The 18,859-nt window shown below is 32.4% G+C and carries 15 protein-coding genes and 1 CRISPR repeat array; of the genes, 10 read left to right on the plus strand and 5 right to left on the minus strand.

The annotated features are described in order from the left end of the window. Positions 1–201: 201 nt before the first annotated feature. The 7 genes from CPG45_RS18475 (at position 202) to CPG45_RS09075 (ending at position 6,606) form a co-directional block, all read left to right on the plus strand. Positions 202–582 carry a transposase gene (locus tag CPG45_RS18475; protein ID WP_231968673.1) on the plus strand — a complete coding sequence of 127 codons (381 nt, stop codon included), beginning with the start codon at positions 202–204 and terminating at the stop codon, positions 580–582. A 62-nt stretch (positions 583–644) separates the two neighbouring features. Continuing rightward, positions 645–1,079 carry a transposase gene (locus CPG45_RS18480; RefSeq protein ID WP_231968674.1) on the plus strand — a complete coding sequence of 145 codons (435 nt, stop codon included), beginning with the start codon at positions 645–647 and terminating at the stop codon, positions 1,077–1,079. A 77-nt stretch (positions 1,080–1,156) separates the two neighbouring features. After that, positions 1,157–1,540, plus strand: coding sequence for a transposase (locus CPG45_RS18485; protein ID WP_231968676.1), 384 nt, complete (start codon positions 1,157–1,159; stop codon positions 1,538–1,540). A gap of 431 nt (positions 1,541–1,971) precedes the next feature. Further along, on the plus strand, positions 1,972–3,015 hold the full coding sequence (locus tag CPG45_RS09060; RefSeq protein WP_172856533.1) for an ABC transporter substrate-binding protein: 1,044 nt from the start codon (positions 1,972–1,974) through the stop codon (positions 3,013–3,015). Between the two features lie 17 nt (positions 3,016–3,032). Further along, positions 3,033–4,742 carry an ABC transporter permease gene (locus tag CPG45_RS09065; RefSeq protein ID WP_096231608.1) on the plus strand — a complete coding sequence of 570 codons (1,710 nt, stop codon included), beginning with the start codon at positions 3,033–3,035 and terminating at the stop codon, positions 4,740–4,742. After that, positions 4,726–5,757 (plus strand): ABC transporter ATP-binding protein, encoded by a 1,032-nt coding sequence (locus CPG45_RS09070; RefSeq protein ID WP_096231609.1) that lies wholly within the window; start codon positions 4,726–4,728, stop codon positions 5,755–5,757. Before CPG45_RS09065 ends, CPG45_RS09070 begins: the two co-directional genes overlap by 17 nt. Before the next feature lie 405 nt (positions 5,758–6,162). Next, entirely contained in the window at positions 6,163–6,606 is a 444-nt protein-coding gene (locus CPG45_RS09075; RefSeq protein ID WP_172856535.1) for a hypothetical protein, read from the plus strand. Positions 6,607–6,711: 105 nt separating this feature from the next. Here the strand turns inward: CPG45_RS09075 and istB are convergent, their stop codons facing one another. Both istB and CPG45_RS09085 read right to left on the minus strand, forming a co-directional pair. Then, entirely contained in the window at positions 6,712–7,422 is a 711-nt protein-coding gene (gene istB / locus CPG45_RS09080; RefSeq protein WP_096231611.1) for an IS21-like element helper ATPase IstB, read from the minus strand. Positions 7,423–7,427: 5 nt separating this feature from the next. After that, on the minus strand, positions 7,428–8,150 hold the full coding sequence (locus CPG45_RS09085) for a Mu transposase domain-containing protein (protein WP_197702789.1): 723 nt from the start codon (positions 8,148–8,150) through the stop codon (positions 7,428–7,430). 444 nt (positions 8,151–8,594) lie between these two features. Between CPG45_RS09085 and CPG45_RS09090 the strand changes: the two genes are divergently transcribed. After that, a complete protein-coding gene (locus CPG45_RS09090; protein ID WP_096230805.1) occupies positions 8,595–9,788 on the plus strand; it encodes an IS110 family RNA-guided transposase in 1,194 nt (397 codons plus the stop codon). Between the two features lie 102 nt (positions 9,789–9,890). On the opposite strand, the gene CPG45_RS09095 is transcribed toward CPG45_RS09090, so the two are convergent. Continuing rightward, positions 9,891–10,610 carry a helix-turn-helix domain-containing protein gene (locus tag CPG45_RS09095; RefSeq protein WP_231968677.1) on the minus strand — a complete coding sequence of 240 codons (720 nt, stop codon included), beginning with the start codon at positions 10,608–10,610 and terminating at the stop codon, positions 9,891–9,893. Between the two features lie 114 nt (positions 10,611–10,724). On the opposite strand from CPG45_RS09095, the gene CPG45_RS09100 reads away from it, so the two are divergent. Beyond that, positions 10,725–11,084: a hypothetical protein gene (locus CPG45_RS09100; protein WP_231968678.1), complete on the plus strand. Its 360-nt coding sequence runs from the start codon at positions 10,725–10,727 to the stop codon at positions 11,082–11,084. A gap of 338 nt (positions 11,085–11,422) precedes the next feature. Here CPG45_RS09100 and CPG45_RS09105 read toward each other — a convergent pair whose 3' ends face one another. After that, positions 11,423–12,289: an IS21 family transposase gene (locus CPG45_RS09105; protein ID WP_096231612.1), complete on the minus strand. Its 867-nt coding sequence runs from the start codon at positions 12,287–12,289 to the stop codon at positions 11,423–11,425. Positions 12,290–12,425: 136 nt separating this feature from the next. Next, positions 12,426–17,326: direct repeats of the CRISPR family, unit length 30 nt; unit sequence GTTTCAATTCCTGATAGGTAGGCTAAAAAC. A 294-nt stretch (positions 17,327–17,620) separates the two neighbouring features. Further along, entirely contained in the window at positions 17,621–17,911 is a 291-nt protein-coding gene (locus CPG45_RS09110; protein ID WP_231968680.1) for a hypothetical protein, read from the minus strand. A gap of 279 nt (positions 17,912–18,190) precedes the next feature. Between CPG45_RS09110 and CPG45_RS18490 the strand changes: the two genes are divergently transcribed. Continuing rightward, positions 18,191–18,391 (plus strand): hypothetical protein, encoded by a 201-nt coding sequence (locus CPG45_RS18490; protein WP_096231613.1) that lies wholly within the window; start codon positions 18,191–18,193, stop codon positions 18,389–18,391. The last annotated feature ends 468 nt before the right edge of the window (positions 18,392–18,859 follow it).

Consider the following 18,859-nt stretch of genomic DNA (forward strand, 5'->3'; position numbering starts at 1 on the left):
AAAAGTGTTGCATTTAATATTGCAATTTACAACCCCAAAAAAACGTAAAGAAATGCAACTTTGAAGTGCATGAAGAATGAAAAACGTAAAAATTACACCCAGGAACAAAAAATTTTCTCTAAAAGTGTGAAACCCACTTTTCTATAGTGTAAAATGGTAGTTGAAAACAAAAATAAACACTAAAGCAAAAGGGTTTCACATATGGCTATTATACCACAACAAACACTATTTGTGTGGAATAAAATTGAAAATTTAGGCGATCTGGAAAGATTAAGATTGGTAATAGAGTATATGCCCGATGAAGAACTGATGGAAAAGCTTGAAAAAGAACGCAAGAACGGTCGAGATGATTATCCCGTGAGAGCAATGTGGAATGCCATATTGGCAGGAGTAGTATACCAACATATATCCGTGGAAAGCTTAAGACGAGAGCTATCGCGGAATGGGCAACTAAGGATTATGTGTGGACTTCACACTGCAAAAACAAAAAAATATAGAGGTGAGAAGAAGACGGAAATAGTACCACCAGCATGGGTATTCACAAGATTTTTAAAAAAGCTTTATGAACATGAGGAAGAATAAACAAGATATTCGAAAAACTTGTAGAAGAGCTAAAAAGGCTTCTACCGGACTTTGGCAAGGATTTGGCTATAGACAGTAAGGCAATAAAATCACTGGCGAAAAGAGAGAATAAAAATAGGGAAGCTGATGGACGAAGGGACAAAGATGCCGACTGGGGCAAAAAGGAGTATCGAGAAATCAGGGAAGACGGAACTGCTTGGGAGAAAATAGTCAAATGGTTTGGATATAAGCTGCACCTAATAGTGGATGCTAACTACGAACTGCCGGTGGCATTCAGTGTAACAAAAGCTTCTCAAGCTGATGTAAAAGAAGCACACAGGATGATTGAAAAAATAGCGGAAGAAAGACCTGAAATACTTGAAGCGTGTGAAACGATGGAAGCAGACCGTGGTTATGATGATACAAAGTTGATAAAAAAGCTATGGGATGAATACAAAATAAAGCCTGTAATAGATATCTGCAACAATGGAAAGATTCTGACGGGACAAGGCCGTTAGAAGGACATGAGAACGTAGTATATAACTATAAAGGCAATGTATACTGTTATTGCCTTGATACAGGCGAAAAGAGAGAAATGGCAGTAGGAGGTTTTGAAGAAGATAGGAAGACATTAAAAAAACTATGCCCTGCAAAACAGTATGGATTAAAATGTAAATACATAGATAGGTGTTCTGCGAAAAAAGGAATCCGAATTAAGCTAGATGTAGACCGGAGAATATTCACACCAATAGACCGTGCCAGTTACAAATGGGAAAAGTACTATAACAAGCGTACATCAGTAGAAAGAGTAAATAGCAGAATAGATGAAACATTCGGATTCGAGAAGCATTACATAAGAGGTAAAAAGAAAATGACAGTAAGATGTGGGATTGCATTATGTATAATGCTTGCGATGGCAGTTGGCAGGATAAAAGAAAAGCAGCAGGAAAAAATGAGAAGCCTGGTAAAAACGGCATAAAAAATCTACAGAGATTTGAATAAATGATCCACAAAAAAAAGTACAAGAAACATACTGCGGAATGCAATGAAACATTGCCGAGGATGTGGTGTGACACGCGAAAAAACTCTTTCCTGTCATTTAATGGCGGGGTTAGGGTTAGGGGGTTATTGTCTTTTTCAGAAAGGATGAGGACATATACTCTGAGTTTATGTATTTTTTGAAGGAGAAAATATCTCCGAGTGAAAAAATTAAAAGAGGTTTAGTTCTTTAGGCCTCATTTTTTTAGTAAATTTTTTAAAAAAGTGCTACAAAGCAAAAAGCATTTTAAAAAACTGTCTTGACAGATGGGGCATTATAATTAACGTAAGTTTTACACAAATTTAATTTATACTTTACAATCAAGATATATAATTACAAAATAAACAATATTTTGATTGGAGGTATATGTCTTGAAAAGATTAAAAAAAGAGTTTGTCGTTTTGCTCTTATTAACCATATCATTAATTGTTTTTACATCGTGTAAGCAAAATAGCAAAAATACAAGTACATCAAGCAATAGTCCAACACAAACAAATATTTCCGGGAATCTAACATTATATACATCACAACCTGATCAAGATGCACAAGGTCTTGTTAAGGCTTTTAATGAAAAATATCCAGATGTCAAAGTAAATGTTTTTCGTTCTGGTACAGAAGAAGTTGTGAGTAAAATATTAGCTGAAAAGAAATCTGGCAAAGTCATGGCAGATGTAGTTTTATTAGCAGATGCTGTAACATTTGAAACTTTAAAAGAAAATGATCTTTTACAATCATATGATTCTCCTGAAGCTACGAAAATTCCTAAGCAATTTATTGATAAAGACAAAATGTATTATGGAACAAAATTGATATCAACAATCATTGCAATTAATACGCAAAAAGTTAAAACTACTCCAGATTCATGGAAATCATTAATAGATCCAGCTGCAAAAGGACAAGTTATCATGCCAAGTCCATTATATTCTGGTGCAGCTGCATATAATATTGGAGTATTGGTGAGGCAAAAGGACTTTGGATGGGACTTTTATAAAAAGTTGAAGTCTAATGGCGCATCAGTTACACAAGGAAATGGTGGAGTTATTAAAGCAGTTGCATCTGGTGAAAAACCATATGGTGTTGTTGTTGATTTTATGGCTGCAAGAGAAAAAGCAAAAGGTTCTCTAATTAATTTGGTATACCCTAAAGAAGGTGTACTAGCGATAACTGAACCTGTCGGCATAATAAAAGGCACAAGCAATGAAAATGCTGCTAAAGCATTTGTGGATTTTATATTATCAAAGGAAGGACAATCATTAGAAGCAAGTATGGGATATAACCCATTAAGAGAAGGTGTTAAACCACCTGCTGGATTAGAAGAAATATCAAAATTAAAAGTTTTGGATTACAACATACAAGAACTTTATAAAAGCAGAGAAGAAGACAAAAAGAAATTTAGCGAAATTTTCTCTAAATAATTGTAGGTGTTAATATTATGCAAAAAAATCATTCAGTCAGTTTAAATTTAAACAAAAGTATAAGGCCTATTGGCTTTATAATTGTTTTTGTATTTTTTCTATTGCCAATAATCAAATTGATATATTTAAGTTTCAGTTTCTCTAAAGGATTATTAACATTAAACAATTATATTACCATTTTTAGCGACCACGAAACATGGTACGTAATAAGGAATACTTTAATAATGATTATTGGTTCATTAATTATATCGATATTCATTGGTACTGTAATGGCGTGGATTGTGGCATATAGCGATATCAAACACAAAAAATTTATAAATATGTTAATTTTATCAAGTTTTCTTATTCCGTCATACATTTTTACTTTATCATGGACGCAATTAACATATAGCAATGGTTTAATATCTATATTATCTAAAATGATTATTGGAAAATCAATCAGTATCAATTTATACAGTATGGGTGGAATAATTTTTATAATGGGACTTGTAAATTACCCACTTGTATATTTACTAACGGCTAGTGTACTGAGGAGAATTCCAAGAGACTTAGAAATGGCTGCTAGAGCATCTGGTGCAGATAGATTAACAATATTATTTAAAATTATTATTCCATTATCTCTCCCTGGGATTTTAAATGGAGCATTGTTAGCATTTTTAGCTAGTTTGGATAACTTTGGTGTACCGGCTTTTTTAGGTATTCAAGCAAATATAACAGTGCTTAGTACATATATATATCAGCAAATAATCGGGTTCGGTCCAACTGCATTTGCAAAAGGTGCAGTTTTATCGGTTATATTGGGTATTATTGCATTAATTGGCACGTTTTTTATTTGGTTAATACTTAGAAACTTTAAGCAGATGGAAACTGTGACGGAAGATTTAAACCCTAGATATCATTTGAGGAATTATCGAAAAATAGTTGAAACATTGATATGGGGTTTTTTAATAATAACAATTTTTTTACCTTTATTTTCAATGCTAATTACATCTTTCCTTAAAGCTTACGGACTCGATATAGATTTTTCAAATCTAACATTTAATCATTATAGATTTATTTTATCAGATGATAAAACTAAAAATGCTATCGTAAATAGTTTTATACTTTCAATAGTTACGACATTTATATGCCTAATAATTGGTACTCATGTCGCTTATAGTATAGTCCGCAAACCAAGCAAATTAATTAAACTCCTAGAAATGGTAATTGGACTTCCATATGCACTGCCTGGAATTGTAATGGCTTTATCTATTATATTAAGCTGGATGGAGCCTTTACCAGGTTGGAATCCCGGGATATATGGGACCATAAAGATATTATTTATAGCATATATAACAAGATTTATGATATTACAAGTAAGAGGAAGCATAACAGCAATATTACAAGTTGATACATCCGTTGAAGAGGCCGCTTCAATTTGCGGTGCAGATCAATTAATAAAATGGCGTAAAATATTACTTCCATTGATTTTACCGGGCATATTAAGTGGAGCCTTTTTAGTATTTATTACGTCGTTAACTGAGTTGACTGTATCATCTCTTTTATGGTCAAGCGGATCAGAAACAATCGGTGTAGTTATATTTAATTTTGAACAAGGCGGATATACTACGAATTCAACGGCATTTTCGAGTTTTGTATTACTGTTAATCGTAATTGGTAGTTTATTTTTGTTTTTTATACAGCGTTTTTGGAATAGAAGGGTGATATTACATGATGGTAGAAATTAATGATTTATTAAAAAAGTTTGGCGACTTTACGGCACTAAATTCTATTAGATTATCAGTTGAAATGGGAGAATTTCTAGCAATATTAGGGCCATCTGGTTGTGGTAAAACTACATTATTGAGATTAATAGCTGGCTTTGATGTACCTACATCTGGTGAAATAAGAATAAATGACAAACTTGTTGCAAATAAGTCTTACTCGGAACCACCAGAAAAACGAAATATAGGAATGGTATTTCAATCATTTGCATTATGGCCTCATATGAATGTGAAGGAGCATATTCTTTTCCCGTTAAGGTACCATAAATTTATAACGAGTGATTTAAAAGAAGATATAAACAAAAGAGCTGACGAAGTTTTAAATATTGTAGGACTGCAGAATTTATATGACAGAAAGCCATATCAATTATCTGGGGGGCAAAAGCAAAGAGTTGCTCTAGCAAGAGCAATATCACCGAAACCATCCCTTCTTTTGATGGATGAACCTCTAAGCAGTCTAGATGCAGAGCTTAGAATTGATATGAGAAAAGAAATAAAAAAAATACATGATATTACCAAAACAACGATAATATATGTTACACATGATCAGGCAGAAGCATTGGCTATGGCTGATCGTATAGTTGTAATGAAGGATGGAAAGATTCAACAAATTGGAAATCCAGAAGAAATATATACTAATCCGCAAAATGAATTTGTTGCGAAATTTGTTGGCAAAGCAAATTTAATAAAAGGTCATTGGACGAATGATATATTTATACCCGATTTAAATAAAGAAATAAAATGGAATGGGGAAAACATAGCAGAAGAATTCCGCAATAAAGCTATATACCCAGTTAGGCCAGAACAATTCAAAATAAAAAGAAATGGTGTTGGTATCAAGGGAAGAATAACAAATATACAATATCAAGGAAAAGAATTTTTAGTTACGGTAAAAGCATATGATCAATATATAAATGCAATTGAAAATGTATATGATCGTTTTTCGATTGGAGATACAGTTAATCTAATTTTAAAATAATATTTAACTCAGGGATGGTTTTGTGCGCGGAGCAAAGCTTAGGTGCTAAAGTGGATGTGAATCTAGCTTGATAAAGTTTAACCAGCAGCCGTACTTAGTATTGGGCGATATATGGCGACGAATATTAAGTGTAGGTAGAGAAGATAATAGGCTGAAAATCGAAAGATTGAAGGTGTTGAGCTACGAAATTTCAATTGGGAAGGCCCATGCTCTGGGATGAGCTAAAGACAGAATTCTATTAGTTATTATGGCAAGAATAATAGAACTTCCTCGGGGCCGTAGGCCTTGGTATGCTATACAATATTAGCACTAGGGAATTCGGAAGGCTCTGCAAGCTCCCGAAGAGGGTACGACATTACAAGTCCAAAACACAAGTAACAAGTAAGTTGGATGGTTAGCAAGGAGTTGGATTACAGTATAGTGCTGATGAAGCTGGGTAATGCCAGCAGAGGGAAGGCTGTAACATATCATCGACCTTTAAAGAGAAACATCTTACACATTGAAGGCACAATAAAGATGAAAACGGAACTAACGAGGATAGCCGAAGTTGTAGCAAAACATCCAAATGACAAACTACAAACACTCGTATATTATATCAATGAAGAGAAATTAAAAGAAAAGCAAATAGATATAGGTGCGAGAAAAGTGCCAGGCATAGATAAAATCACAAAAGGTGAATATGACATGTACTTTAAACAGCAATTTAGAAGATCTGGTGGGAAGAATGAAAAGAAAGGCTTACAAGCCACTCCCAGTCAGAAGAACATATATTTAAAAATAATGAAGCAACAAACTCAGATTACTTTTGTATTCCAGCATCTTGTTATACAGCAAATTATTTCAATATAAAAAGTGCTATAAAAAGCAAAATAATTTAACTTTATCCATTGCATTTGTCAAGTGAAAAATACTCCAAATTTCAATCGAATTTTCCTCCACTTAGTGTATAAAAAATTAAGCAATATTCTGACTCTTTATCCATTCCTCCGTTTCTTTAAGTCTATATGAATTTCCATTCATATTTACTAAATAGGCTTTATGTGTTAGTCTATCTACCATCGCTGCTGTCATAACTGGGTCTTGGAATATTTCAGCCCACCTTTCAAATGATAAGTTTGTTGTTATTATCGTTGATTTTCTTCCTGCTCTTAATGATAAGTTTGTAAATAAAAACTCAGACCCTTCTTTATCAAAAGAGATAAACCTGAGTTTATCCGCTATCACAAGATCGTATTTTGCAAATTTGTTTTCAAAAGTATGTAATGTTCTCTCTGACCTATTTTCTTTTAATTGATTTATTAAAGTTGGAATTGCTGTGAATAGTACTCTATATCCTGCTAAACAAGCTTTTATGCCTAGTCCTATTGCTATATGTGTTTTGCCTGTACCTGGATTTCCTGCAAGTATTACATTTTGTCCATTCTTAATAAATTCAAGTGAACTTAATATCTTTAATTTTCTATTCGCATCATCTGGTAGATACTCTACTTTTAGGTCTTCTAGATATTTTTTGTATGGAAAATTAGCTAGTCTTATACGATTTTCTTTCGCATGTTCCTGTCTTAGATCATATTCTTTCTGGAGCAATCCGTATAAGTATTCTTCATAGCTTATATCTCTTGCTGCAGCATCTTTTGTATCTTCTCTAAAATATTTCTTTTTTATTCATTTTAAATGACGGCCTCCTCTTTGAAATTTTCGGCCTCTTTAGGTATTAAATTGCCGAATTCTTTCAGCATTTCTTTTGATTTATCTTCTATTTCATTATTTGTTTTTGTCTTTTCTATATATTCATCAACCTTTCTTTCGCATATTATTTTTATTTTATCTGTTGTAATATCAATTGGATCTATTTTTCTCAATTTCTCAATAGCATCAAGTATTTTTTGCATACCTACTATACCTACATATTGCAAGAGATCTATGAATTCTTTCTCCCTGGTGGTATAATAGGTATGGTAGATATTTTGCAACCTTGGGTCTGCCTGTTTAAGCGCTGTGCTTGAAGGCAGGGCCCCAGGTTTTTTCTTTAGTGTATTCAAGTAGTGCTCTATTTTTATTGACCATTCGTTAAATCCGTATATTCGCTCATGTTCGGCAATTTTTACATTGTCATAATAGCAAAGTATTTTATGCGAATATATTTTTGTAAATATGATTTTACCGACATAAGCATCAGGTACAGAATAATGACATGAGTCTATAACTATTGTTGAATATTTATCTACCCGCAAGTCTTCACATCTTGCTGCATCAAATGGTGGTAATTGCGGCAGCAAATACGGTCTCTCTTCTTCAAGTATCTCTGCAGGTGACTTATTGTCTTTTAAATAGTTTTTTGTATTATTCAGCTTTTTACATACTTCATAAAGATAGTTATTAGCTTCTTCCAATGAGTCAAAGTAGTCTTTATTAGAAAATGCCTTTCTTCTTATAAATTCTACGCTTCTTTCAACGTGTCCTTTTTCATTGCCTCGATATGTATTGCAAAATCTAAATTTAAAGCAGTAATATATTGATAGTTTTAAAAGTCCTTTTGTTGGTTCTTTTTCACTCCTTGTATAATATATTTAGGTTAATAAAGGCAACCTATAATCCTTTTTTAGCTGATAAATTATACTTAAAATTGTATAATTAAGTTATTAGATAGAGTATTGTCGTTCACTCCTTGAGATTGAAAGCTCGTACTTGAAAGACTGACACCTCTGTCTGATAAACTGATTACGAATAAGTTGGATGTTGACTAACTCGATTAGTACTTCGAATGTAGAACAAGGCAGTAACGTTTATCAGTTTAGAGGAACTATCTAAAATACATTGATTATGGGTGATTAAAAATGTTTTATTTAGGTATTGATATCGGGAAAAACAATCATGTAGCTTCTTTAATTGATGAAAAATGTAAAATCCTCTTTAAAGCTTTCTCTTTCCCAAACTCTTACGTTGGTGGTGATAGCTTACTTGATAAGCTTGCTTCCTTTAACATCTCTGTTAATAATGTTGAAATTGGTATGGAAGCTACGGGCCACTATTGGTTATCTATTTATTCTTTTCTTGTTGAAAAAGGTTTTGTTATTCATGTTATTAATCCTATTCAAACTGATGGTTGGCGTAAAGGAACTGAAATCAGAAAGCGCAAAACCGACATCATCGATTCTATACTAATTGCAGATCTTATTCGCTACGGTGATTTCTTAGAAACTTCTTTAGCCAACGAAGATACTATCTCTCTTCGCAATCTTTCTCGTTTTAGAAATTACCTCATCAATTCTATAGGTGACCTTAAGCGTAAGACCGTTTGTGTTTTAGATCAAGTTTTCCCCGAATATCAATCTATCTTTTCTAATATCTTTGGACAAACGTCTAAGGAAATCTTACTCCACTTTAATACGCCGGATGATTTTGAAAATATTTCTTCTGAACAATTGCAGCAGGTTTTGTCTGAAATTACTATGAAAAAATTTGCTATGGATAAAATCAATGAAATTTCTTCTGCTGCTAAAAAATCTTTTGGTATTAAGTTTTGTTTGGATAGTTTTTCTCTGCAATTAAGATTATTAATTGAGCAAATTAATTTTATCGAAAAACAGGTCACAGATGTTGAAGAGCAGATATCAGTTTTACTTGATAAAATCAATTCTCCTATTACTACAATACCTGGCATTGGCAATGTAACAGCTGCAACAATTTTAGGAGAAATAGGAGATATTTCAAGGTTTAAAAATCCATCAAAGCTTGTAGCTTATGCCGGTATTGATGCTTCTATATCACAATCAGGAGAATATAACAGTACAAATAACAAAATGAGTAAGCGAGGTTCTCCTTATCTTAGGAAAGCTCTTTTTAGTGCTGCATTAGTTGCTTCTAATTGTGACCCTGTTTTTAAGGCTTTTTACCAAAAGAAACGTTCAGAAGGCAAACATCACCTTACAGCTATTGGAGCTGTAGCACGCAAGCTTTGCTATACTATTTGTGCTATTTTAAAAAACAACTGTGCTTATGAAGTAAAACTTCCTAAAAATGATTGTTAGTAAATCATACTAATTACATATATTTACTTTTAACTTGGTATTACCAGGTTTATTTGTCATGCATTTTTATTCACCCTCTTGGCAAAATTTTTTTATTTTTTTCTATTGACTTTTTATAGTTGGTCTTCCTACAAATTTTTTAACCATAACTTTTGCATTGTCATATACTACAGTATGATAAACGCCTTTTATATCTTCAAAGAATGATACATGTGCTTCTTGAAAGCATGAAGTATCTTGTTTTGGAAAAAGTTTTGCAAATCTGTAATTGCCTTTGGCACTTGTAAATACCGCCATCTGAAATGTTTTTAACTCGCTTTTTATAAATAATTTGACTTCGCCCCAGTCGAATTCACACACATCTCCAAGTTGATATTCCGCCTTTATATATGCTTCTTTTTGGTCATTTAATATTTCATTTTTTGCTTGACAAACGGATGTATAACCGATGTCATAGCCTTCTTCTCTTAAGGCATTATATATATCAATTTTCTTTTTTTGTTGTTTGGACTGTCCTAAATACCTTTTTTGCTCATTTTCTCTAAGATAAAATTTTATGCGATTTATCACTTCCTCAGTTAACTTTATCTTATGCCTGTTTTCGATATTGTACTTAGGTTTCTCAATTATGTCATCAATAATCTCTTGAATATCTGTATTTCCATCTATTTTCCATTCATTTATCAAGTCTCTTCTCTTTTCTTCATATTTTTTAATATATTTTCTAATAACTTTTCTATCAATACCAGTTTCTCTAGATATCTGTCTTTGAGATTTACCATCTCTTATATATGATAATATGATTTCTTGCTTGTTTAACAATTGATTAAACTCCACTACTCCCTCATGTATTTTATTACATGAGGGAAATTTTATCTTAATGTGGGGGATTTTTCAACTGAAATACTGGGGTACTTTTAGGGTAACATAGACACAATGGACACAAAAAATTATGCATTACTTATATTATCTGGACAGACACAATTAATAATACAGTTGAATAGACAAGCCCATGAAGCATTAAGGCAGCGAATAGTTTTAAATTATTCATTTAAGGGTTTAAACAAAGATGAAACAAAAGAATATATAACATCCAGATTAAAATGTGCAGGATGCAATGAAACAATATTTACTGATGACGCAATTGAATTAATATATTCAAGCACAAATGGATATTTAAGAAAAATTAATTTACTTGCAGAAATGTCAATGATATTAGGAGCTAAAGAAAGTCAAAAAACTATAAATGGTGAGCTAGTATTTAGAGCTCAAAGTGATATAAATATTACAGAATAATTGGATATATGAGTGTATCTTCTTCTCCGGAGGGGATAGGGAAATGCAGGGGTGCAACCTGAGCACTTTGGAGAGGATTGGTGCCATAAAACAACTTTCTCCCGGTTCAATCCGGGGGAGAAGGTACATTCAAGATGGCATTTACCCAAAAAGCGTAAAACCCAAAAATGGATATACTTAAAGCTATATGTATATGATTTTAGAATAATATGATCTTATAGATTGTATAATGTAAATTTTTAAGTAAAAACTCTGTTTAGTGATTGTTTAATCTTTATACTTTTTAGGATAAGTCAGCTTAATTAATCTCTATTTTTCAGGATGTGATATCTTACTGTTTAACAATTGTTTGTGCATATTTGTTCAATGTCCTCTTTGTTTTTGATAAGATATTCCATTAATTCTTTATAATGAGATTCGTGATAATTTATCTTTTTATCAATTAATATATGGACAGATATCAAGTCTGTGTTAAAATATACATGTAACTCATTTTCTACTGTTTTAAGAGTTACAGTTTTATTTATTGAGTATCTACTACCTTTGTAATATATCATAGAATCTTTATGGACAGTTGCTTTTTGTTCGAAGTTCATATAACCTTCTATGATATCATTACTTGGCAGAGGAGATAGATACGCCTTTTCTTTTTGGAATAATATTATAGGTTGTATCCCTTTGTCAAAAAGTATTTCATCTGGAACGCCTCCTGTAGCTTTAAAAGCGTTTATCAAGCATTCAATTACATCTTGTTGTGTTTTTGCTTTCCTATATTCAAAGTAGCAATATCTTGAATATCCAAGCTTATAGTTAAAAACATTAAAAATGAATTCTTCTCCATATTTAGAAACTAATTTTATCTCTTCTTTCCAATCTACCTGGGCTTGCTTTCCCGCAGGAGTTTCAAATCGTGGATGACCACTTACTTTTTTAGCAGGTTTCAAGCCTTTTCGATTTACATATTTGTTGAAATTAGAATATGTTCCAATATCATAATTTTTAGAAACAAAGTATTCGTATACTCCCTTTACCGTAACCCCCTTTATTTCAAGTTTTGCTTTTATTTCATCGTAGTATTTGTCTAATTTGCTTTGTTTGTTTCTTGTTTTTGGTTTGCTTTCATATCCTTCATAATACTTTTTAACAGTTCTTCTGTCTACTCCATATTCCCTTGCTATCTCTGAAAAATTAGGTTTTATCTCCATAGCCTTTAATATGCTAATTTAACCTAATAGATTTTTCATTGCTGGTATCCCTCCTACGAACAGAAGGATACCAAATTTATGTACAAATTTGTACATTTTTATTTTCCACTTTTCGTACATTCTTATTTTATCATTTTCATCAATTCCTGATAGGTAGGCTAAAAACAAGGTATTGAAATAAAATTTATAGAAGTTAGATTATCGTTTCAATTCCTGATAGGTAGGCTAAAAACACTAAAGAAATTAATAATCTTATTCATTCTGAGAATATGTTTCAATTCCTGATAGGTAGGCTAGAAACTTTATCATCACCAGACAAAGATTACGTTCAAGCCTTGTTTCAATTCCTGATAGGTAGGCTAAAAACAAGAACACTTAAAAAAGGAATGAAATTGACACTAGCAGTGTTTCAATTCCTGATAGGTAGGCTAAAAACCGTCGCCTTTCCAGTTTTTTTTCTCGGCGATGTCATCTTGTTTCAATTCCTGATAGGTAGGCTAAAAACTTTGACAGGGTTGAATTACTTCTTTGGACAGGAAAGTAGTTTCAATTCCTGATAGGTAGGCTAAAAACTATATTTAATAGCCGACGTGAAGAAGCTAAGGAATTGTTTCAATTCCTGATAGGTAGGCTAAAAACAGAAGTTTTGCGATCGATGAAATAGAAGTTTTTAAGGTTTCAATTCCTGATAGGTAGGCTAAAAACGTATTTATAATAGTGTAGCAGTATCGACACACAGCATGTTTCAATTCCTGATAGGTAGGCTAAAAACATTTTGGGAAGAAGGGAGGGTTGAGATTGATTTAAGCAAGTTTCAATTCCTGATAGGTAGGCTAAAAACGGAAAGCGTTAATGGTGAATTAATAAGGGTATGTAAGTTTCAATTCCTGATAGGTAGGCTAAAAACGATAAAATTTTCGTTCATAAAAATTAAGAGTAATCTTGTTTCAATTCCTGATAGGTAGGCTAAAAACACCTGTTATTGTTTTATAAGAAAAAAATAAGGAGGAAAGTTTCAATTCCTGATAGGTAGGCTAAAAACGGGTGGTGTTAGATTATGACCCCCTACTCTAATATTTAGTTTCAATTCCTGATAGGTAGGCTAAAAACGGAAAGCGTTAATGGTGAATTAATAAGGGTATGTAAGTTTCAATTCCTGATAGGTAGGCTAAAAACGAACAAGCAGCAACTCAACTATAATTTCAAAGAGGGTTTCAATTCCTGATAGGTAGGCTAAAAACTTCACGATTACCACGTTTATATCATCCATCCAGGTATTGTTTCAATTCCTGATAGGTAGGCTAAAAACCTACTTCATTAAGAAGGTTGAGGGGGAGGACTACTTCGTTTCAATTCCTGATAGGTAGGCTAAAAACAGCTTAAAAAGGCAGGATATGATATTACTCAATATCCGTTTCAATTCCTGATAGGTAGGCTAAAAACTTGTTTTTGCACCCATCGAATATAATAATCCATCTATTGTTTCAATTCCTGATAGGTAGGCTAAAAACGTTTTCTGTTACTATTGTATTACCTTCAAAACCTAATTGTTTCAATTCCTGATAGGTAGGCTAAAAACAAAATTTTTTAAAAAAATTATAAAAACTATTGACTTTGGTTTCAATTCCTGATAGGTAGGCTAAAAACAATAAAATAACATGTACAGATGAACATCCTATTGCTGGTTTCAATTCCTGATAGGTAGGCTAAAAACTGGTATTCGATGCTAACAAATCCCCATCCTACTCCGGTTTCAATTCCTGATAGGTAGGCTAAAAACTTAAAGCTGATAATGTTAAGAAGATTAAAAAAGGAGTTTCAATTCCTGATAGGTAGGCTAAAAACCAAGCAGGTATAAGCGAACACGATATAGGGATAGTGCGTTTCAATTCCTGATAGGTAGGCTAAAAACGCTGCATATTTGGAGTGTAGACAACGAAGATTTCTTGTTTCAATTCCTGATAGGTAGGCTAAAAACATCATCTTGCCAGTACACAATGGAGTCATAATCACCAGTTTCAATTCCTGATAGGTAGGCTAAAAACCATAGAAGCAAAAGTAAATATCAATATAGGTATAAATGTTTCAATTCCTGATAGGTAGGCTAAAAACTTAACATTGCAGGATGGATACGATTTAACAGATGTAATGTTTCAATTCCTGATAGGTAGGCTAAAAACTTTAGTTCTGGCTTATAGTCGATTATATTGTCATCTGGTTTCAATTCCTGATAGGTAGGCTAAAAACGAAATTAGAATACATAATACAAATATTAACATCTTGTTTCAATTCCTGATAGGTAGGCTAAAAACGCTTTCAGCAATTTGCAGTATGGAATTCCAATTTGTTCGTTTCAATTCCTGATAGGTAGGCTAAAAACGCTTACGTCTTTTTTCTCTGCAATTTTTTTGAATTGGGTTTCAATTCCTGATAGGTAGGCTAAAAACACCAAGTATTTTCCTTGTCATCCACAATGCTAATTCCTGTTTCAATTCCTGATAGGTAGGCTAAAAACAGCTTTTTCACAAATTTGTGGAACACAATTACAAGCAGTTTCAATTCCTGATAGGTAGGCTAAAAACTGCAGAACAGGCTTTAAGAATGGAGATAGCAGAAAAGTTTCAATTCCTGATAGGTAGGCTAAAAACCCAAAAGCACAGCATATTTTTATAGGTCATTCTTAGTTTCAATTCCTGATAGGTAGGCTAAAAACGCGCTGTATATAAAAAGGGAGGCGGGATATTGTCTCCGTTTCAATTCCTGATAGGTAGGCTAAAAACATAGCTTCAATGACTATATGTAATACATTAGCTATAAGTTTCAATTCCTGATAGGTAGGCTAAAAACGAAACCCTCTTAAAAGAGCATGATTTACGTCATGCTCGTTTCAATTCCTGATAGGTAGGCTAAAAACAACGGATATTTGGACTGATGACCAAATAAGAGCTTAGTTTCAATTCCTGATAGGTAGGCTAAAAACTTAACTTATTCCCAATTACTTTTTGAATCATTTTAAGTTTCAATTCCTGATAGGTAGGCTAAAAACAGAAAATGAGCTTATTGATGCGGGATATTTTATAGACGTTTCAATTCCTGATAGGTAGGCTAAAAACCGCCCTAACGTTTTACCCACAGATGGAGAAGAGTAGTTTCAATTCCTGATAGGTAGGCTAAAAACCTAAAAAAGAGTCTTTTTTAAGATTTTTAGATGCCAGTTTCAATTCCTGATAGGTAGGCTAAAAACAGAAAATGAGCTTATTGATGCGGGATATTTTATAGACGTTTCAATTCCTGATAGGTAGGCTAAAAACCGCCCTAACGTTTTACCCACAGATGGAGAAGAGTAGTTTCAATTCCTGATAGGTAGGCTAAAAACCAAATTATACAAACCCAGAAGAAGGGTTTGAAGCGTAGTTTCAATTCCTGATAGGTAGGCTAAAAACAAGACGAGGAATAGGAATATTGTATAAATGATATGGGTTTCAATTCCTGATAGGTAGGCTAAAAACATTTCATCAACAGTTAGTTTATTTCCCAACATTTTTGTTTCAATTCCTGATAGGTAGGCTAAAAACACATTTCATACAAGAACGTTAATTACCCTGAAATGTTGTTTCAATTCCTGATAGGTAGGCTAAAAACTACGAAATCCGTACGAAGGAACTACGAAGGAAACAAGTTTCAATTCCTGATAGGTAGGCTAAAAACATGAACCCTGCAAGATTAGAATTTTTTTTACAAGACGGTTTCAATTCCTGATAGGTAGGCTAAAAACTTGTATTATTAACATCTTGCTGCCCTATATTGTTTTGGTTTCAATTCCTGATAGGTAGGCTAAAAACTTTCAATTGCCACGGGCCGTCCTACGTCCCAAAAAAAGTTTCAATTCCTGATAGGTAGGCTAAAAACCTGGACAATTTACTATGTTGAGGAGAGATTTGATACGTTTCAATTCCTGATAGGTAGGCTAAAAACAAATATGACAGAACGTATCAATATAGAATAAATTTGTTTCAATTCCTGATAGGTAGGCTAAAAACTGCCTGATAGGGTCAGACTTGAACAAATTGATAAAGGTTTCAATTCCTGATAGGTAGGCTAAAAACCAAAGATGCTAAATAATCTTTTACACGTTTGTAAAAGTTTCAATTCCTGATAGGTAGGCTAAAAACCTCTCTAAGCCTTGCATAGAGAGCCTTAAAACTTTGTTTCAATTCCTGATAGGTAGGCTAAAAACAGTAATAATAATTATGAAAAAAGCGAATCTATAAAGTTTCAATTCCTGATAGGTAGGCTAAAAACGGGATAGCAAAAAAGGATTGTATTAATGAAGGTATAGGTTTCAATTCCTGATAGGTAGGCTAAAAACGAAACACCTATTAAATTATACAAGTTCCATTTTACTAGTTTCAATTCCTGATAGGTAGGCTAAAAACATTCCTCTAATGAAACTTCTTTTTTTCTAATTCTATGTTTCAATTCCTGATAGGTAGGCTAAAAACTTTTAAAATGATATAAGGCTTATTTAAGCTTTATATAGTTTCAATTCCTGATAGGTAGGCTAAAAACATGATAGGATGCTCGATAGGCAGATTAGAGCGATTGTGTTTCAATTCCTGATAGGTAGGCTAAAAACAATAAAATATTTGGTGTTTTTCGTATGCTTTTAAAAGTTTCAATTCCTGATAGGTAGGCTAAAAACGTAGCATGTGCATGTGAACATGCCATCTGTTATCAGTTTCAATTCCTGATAGGTAGGCTAAAAACAAATAAATACTTATAATTTAGATTTATCTTTTTTGGAGTTTCAATTCCTGATAGGTAGGCTAAAAACCGTCATCAACTTTCATATTTCCACCCTCAAATACGTTAGTTTCAATTCCTGATAGGTAGGCTAAAAACGTTAAAGTATTGATATTAGTATTAATATCGTTAATTTGGTTTCAATTCCTGATAGGTAGGCTAAAAACTGACTTTCTCTAATCTTTTTGTCTTTAAAATAGTCTTGTTTCAATTCCTGATAGGTAGGCTAAAAACTCATTTAAAAGGCTTTACAAAAGCATTTAACTTTATACAAACTTCTGTTGCTTGTCAGTCTGTTTAACTTGATTATACCACAAAATATAGTAAAGTCGATAATTTTTTAAAAAATAAAATTATAAAAAATGTCGTCGCTCACCAACACTTTTTGCACTACTGGAGGTCGACGACAAAATTCATACATCTGGTGACAGTTCATTTACTTTTTCAAGTTCTTACCTTGGTACGACATAATCTCCTATTAGGTTCCAAAAAAGAAAGCAAATAAACCATCTCTATGCTTCATTCTTTTTATTTTAAGAGTCTAGTTACTTCATCATCTCTACCCAGAAAATCATTTTTAATTACGTTATATCTTTCTTCATCAGATAAATTGCTGCTCATAAATTCTATAAGCACTTCCTGAGGCCTTTTTCTCTTCATTTCAATCTCAGTCAAAATCAAGTTAAAATAATTTTGGATTGCAAAACGTCTTAATGTCATCGGGTTATTTATTCTTACAAATATTTCAGTATTTTTCCCCCAATTCTTCATAACCGGCAAGTTCAAATAACTCCAACAATATACTGCCAAATATATCAAGTTTGGCCTCTTGCTATTGTTGGCAACAGCTATATAAGTAGAATATATATCTAGATTATGATGATGGATAATCTCTTAAAATATTGCGTCAGGATTGTTTTCTATTTTTGCCTATTATTACAGCTTCTGCTAAAGATTATCAAACCAGATTTTATATGGAACACATCTGTTTTAACATTGGCAAAGGGCTTATTGGTGATGATGAAGTATGTATATCAACTTCCAACAGAAATTTTTTAAGAAGGATGGGTTCACTAAAATCTAAAGTATTTTTAGGAAATGACCGAGGTAGCAGGAGTATTAGCTTTAGTAAGGTTATCATCGAATATAGAAGAGTGGTCATGTACAGTTGGTCCACCCGTAGACAATACTGAAATCAAAATTATTAATTTACAAAAATATCAAGATATATTTATTGGGGATATTGTGTGTAGAAGTCCATCTATCGCAGATTACTATTTAGATGAAAAAGGTGTTTAACCCATACATAAAGATTGTGGTTGGTTTATGACAAATGATGTAGGGTACATTACTGATAACGGTTGTTTAAGGGTCTTAGGCCGAAAAAGTGATTTAATCAAAAAATCGTCATATGTAATATTTACATATGATATTGAAAAAATATTAAATAATCAATGTTGCATAGATACTTGTGTTATTAAAAAATATTTATACAAATGATAAAGTTTATGCATTTATTGTTACTAAAGATAAATCAAATATTATTATTCAAGAATTAGAAGAATATTGGAAAGCAAATATGAAAAGTTATGAATTGCCAGATTACTACATTTTTATTGATAACAAACCATTAACACCAATGTGATGATGATTAAATATTAAGAAGATTTATGCTAATGCCATTAAGGTTAATTAAATGTAATTTATCTAAAAGTATTCAACAATGCGGAATAAGCGCAATAGATATGTATAAAAATTATTACTACA

It is taken from the genome of Thermoanaerobacterium sp. RBIITD, assembly GCF_900205865.1.
In the GTDB taxonomy this organism is placed as follows: domain Bacteria; phylum Bacillota; class Thermoanaerobacteria; order Thermoanaerobacterales; family Thermoanaerobacteraceae; genus Thermoanaerobacterium.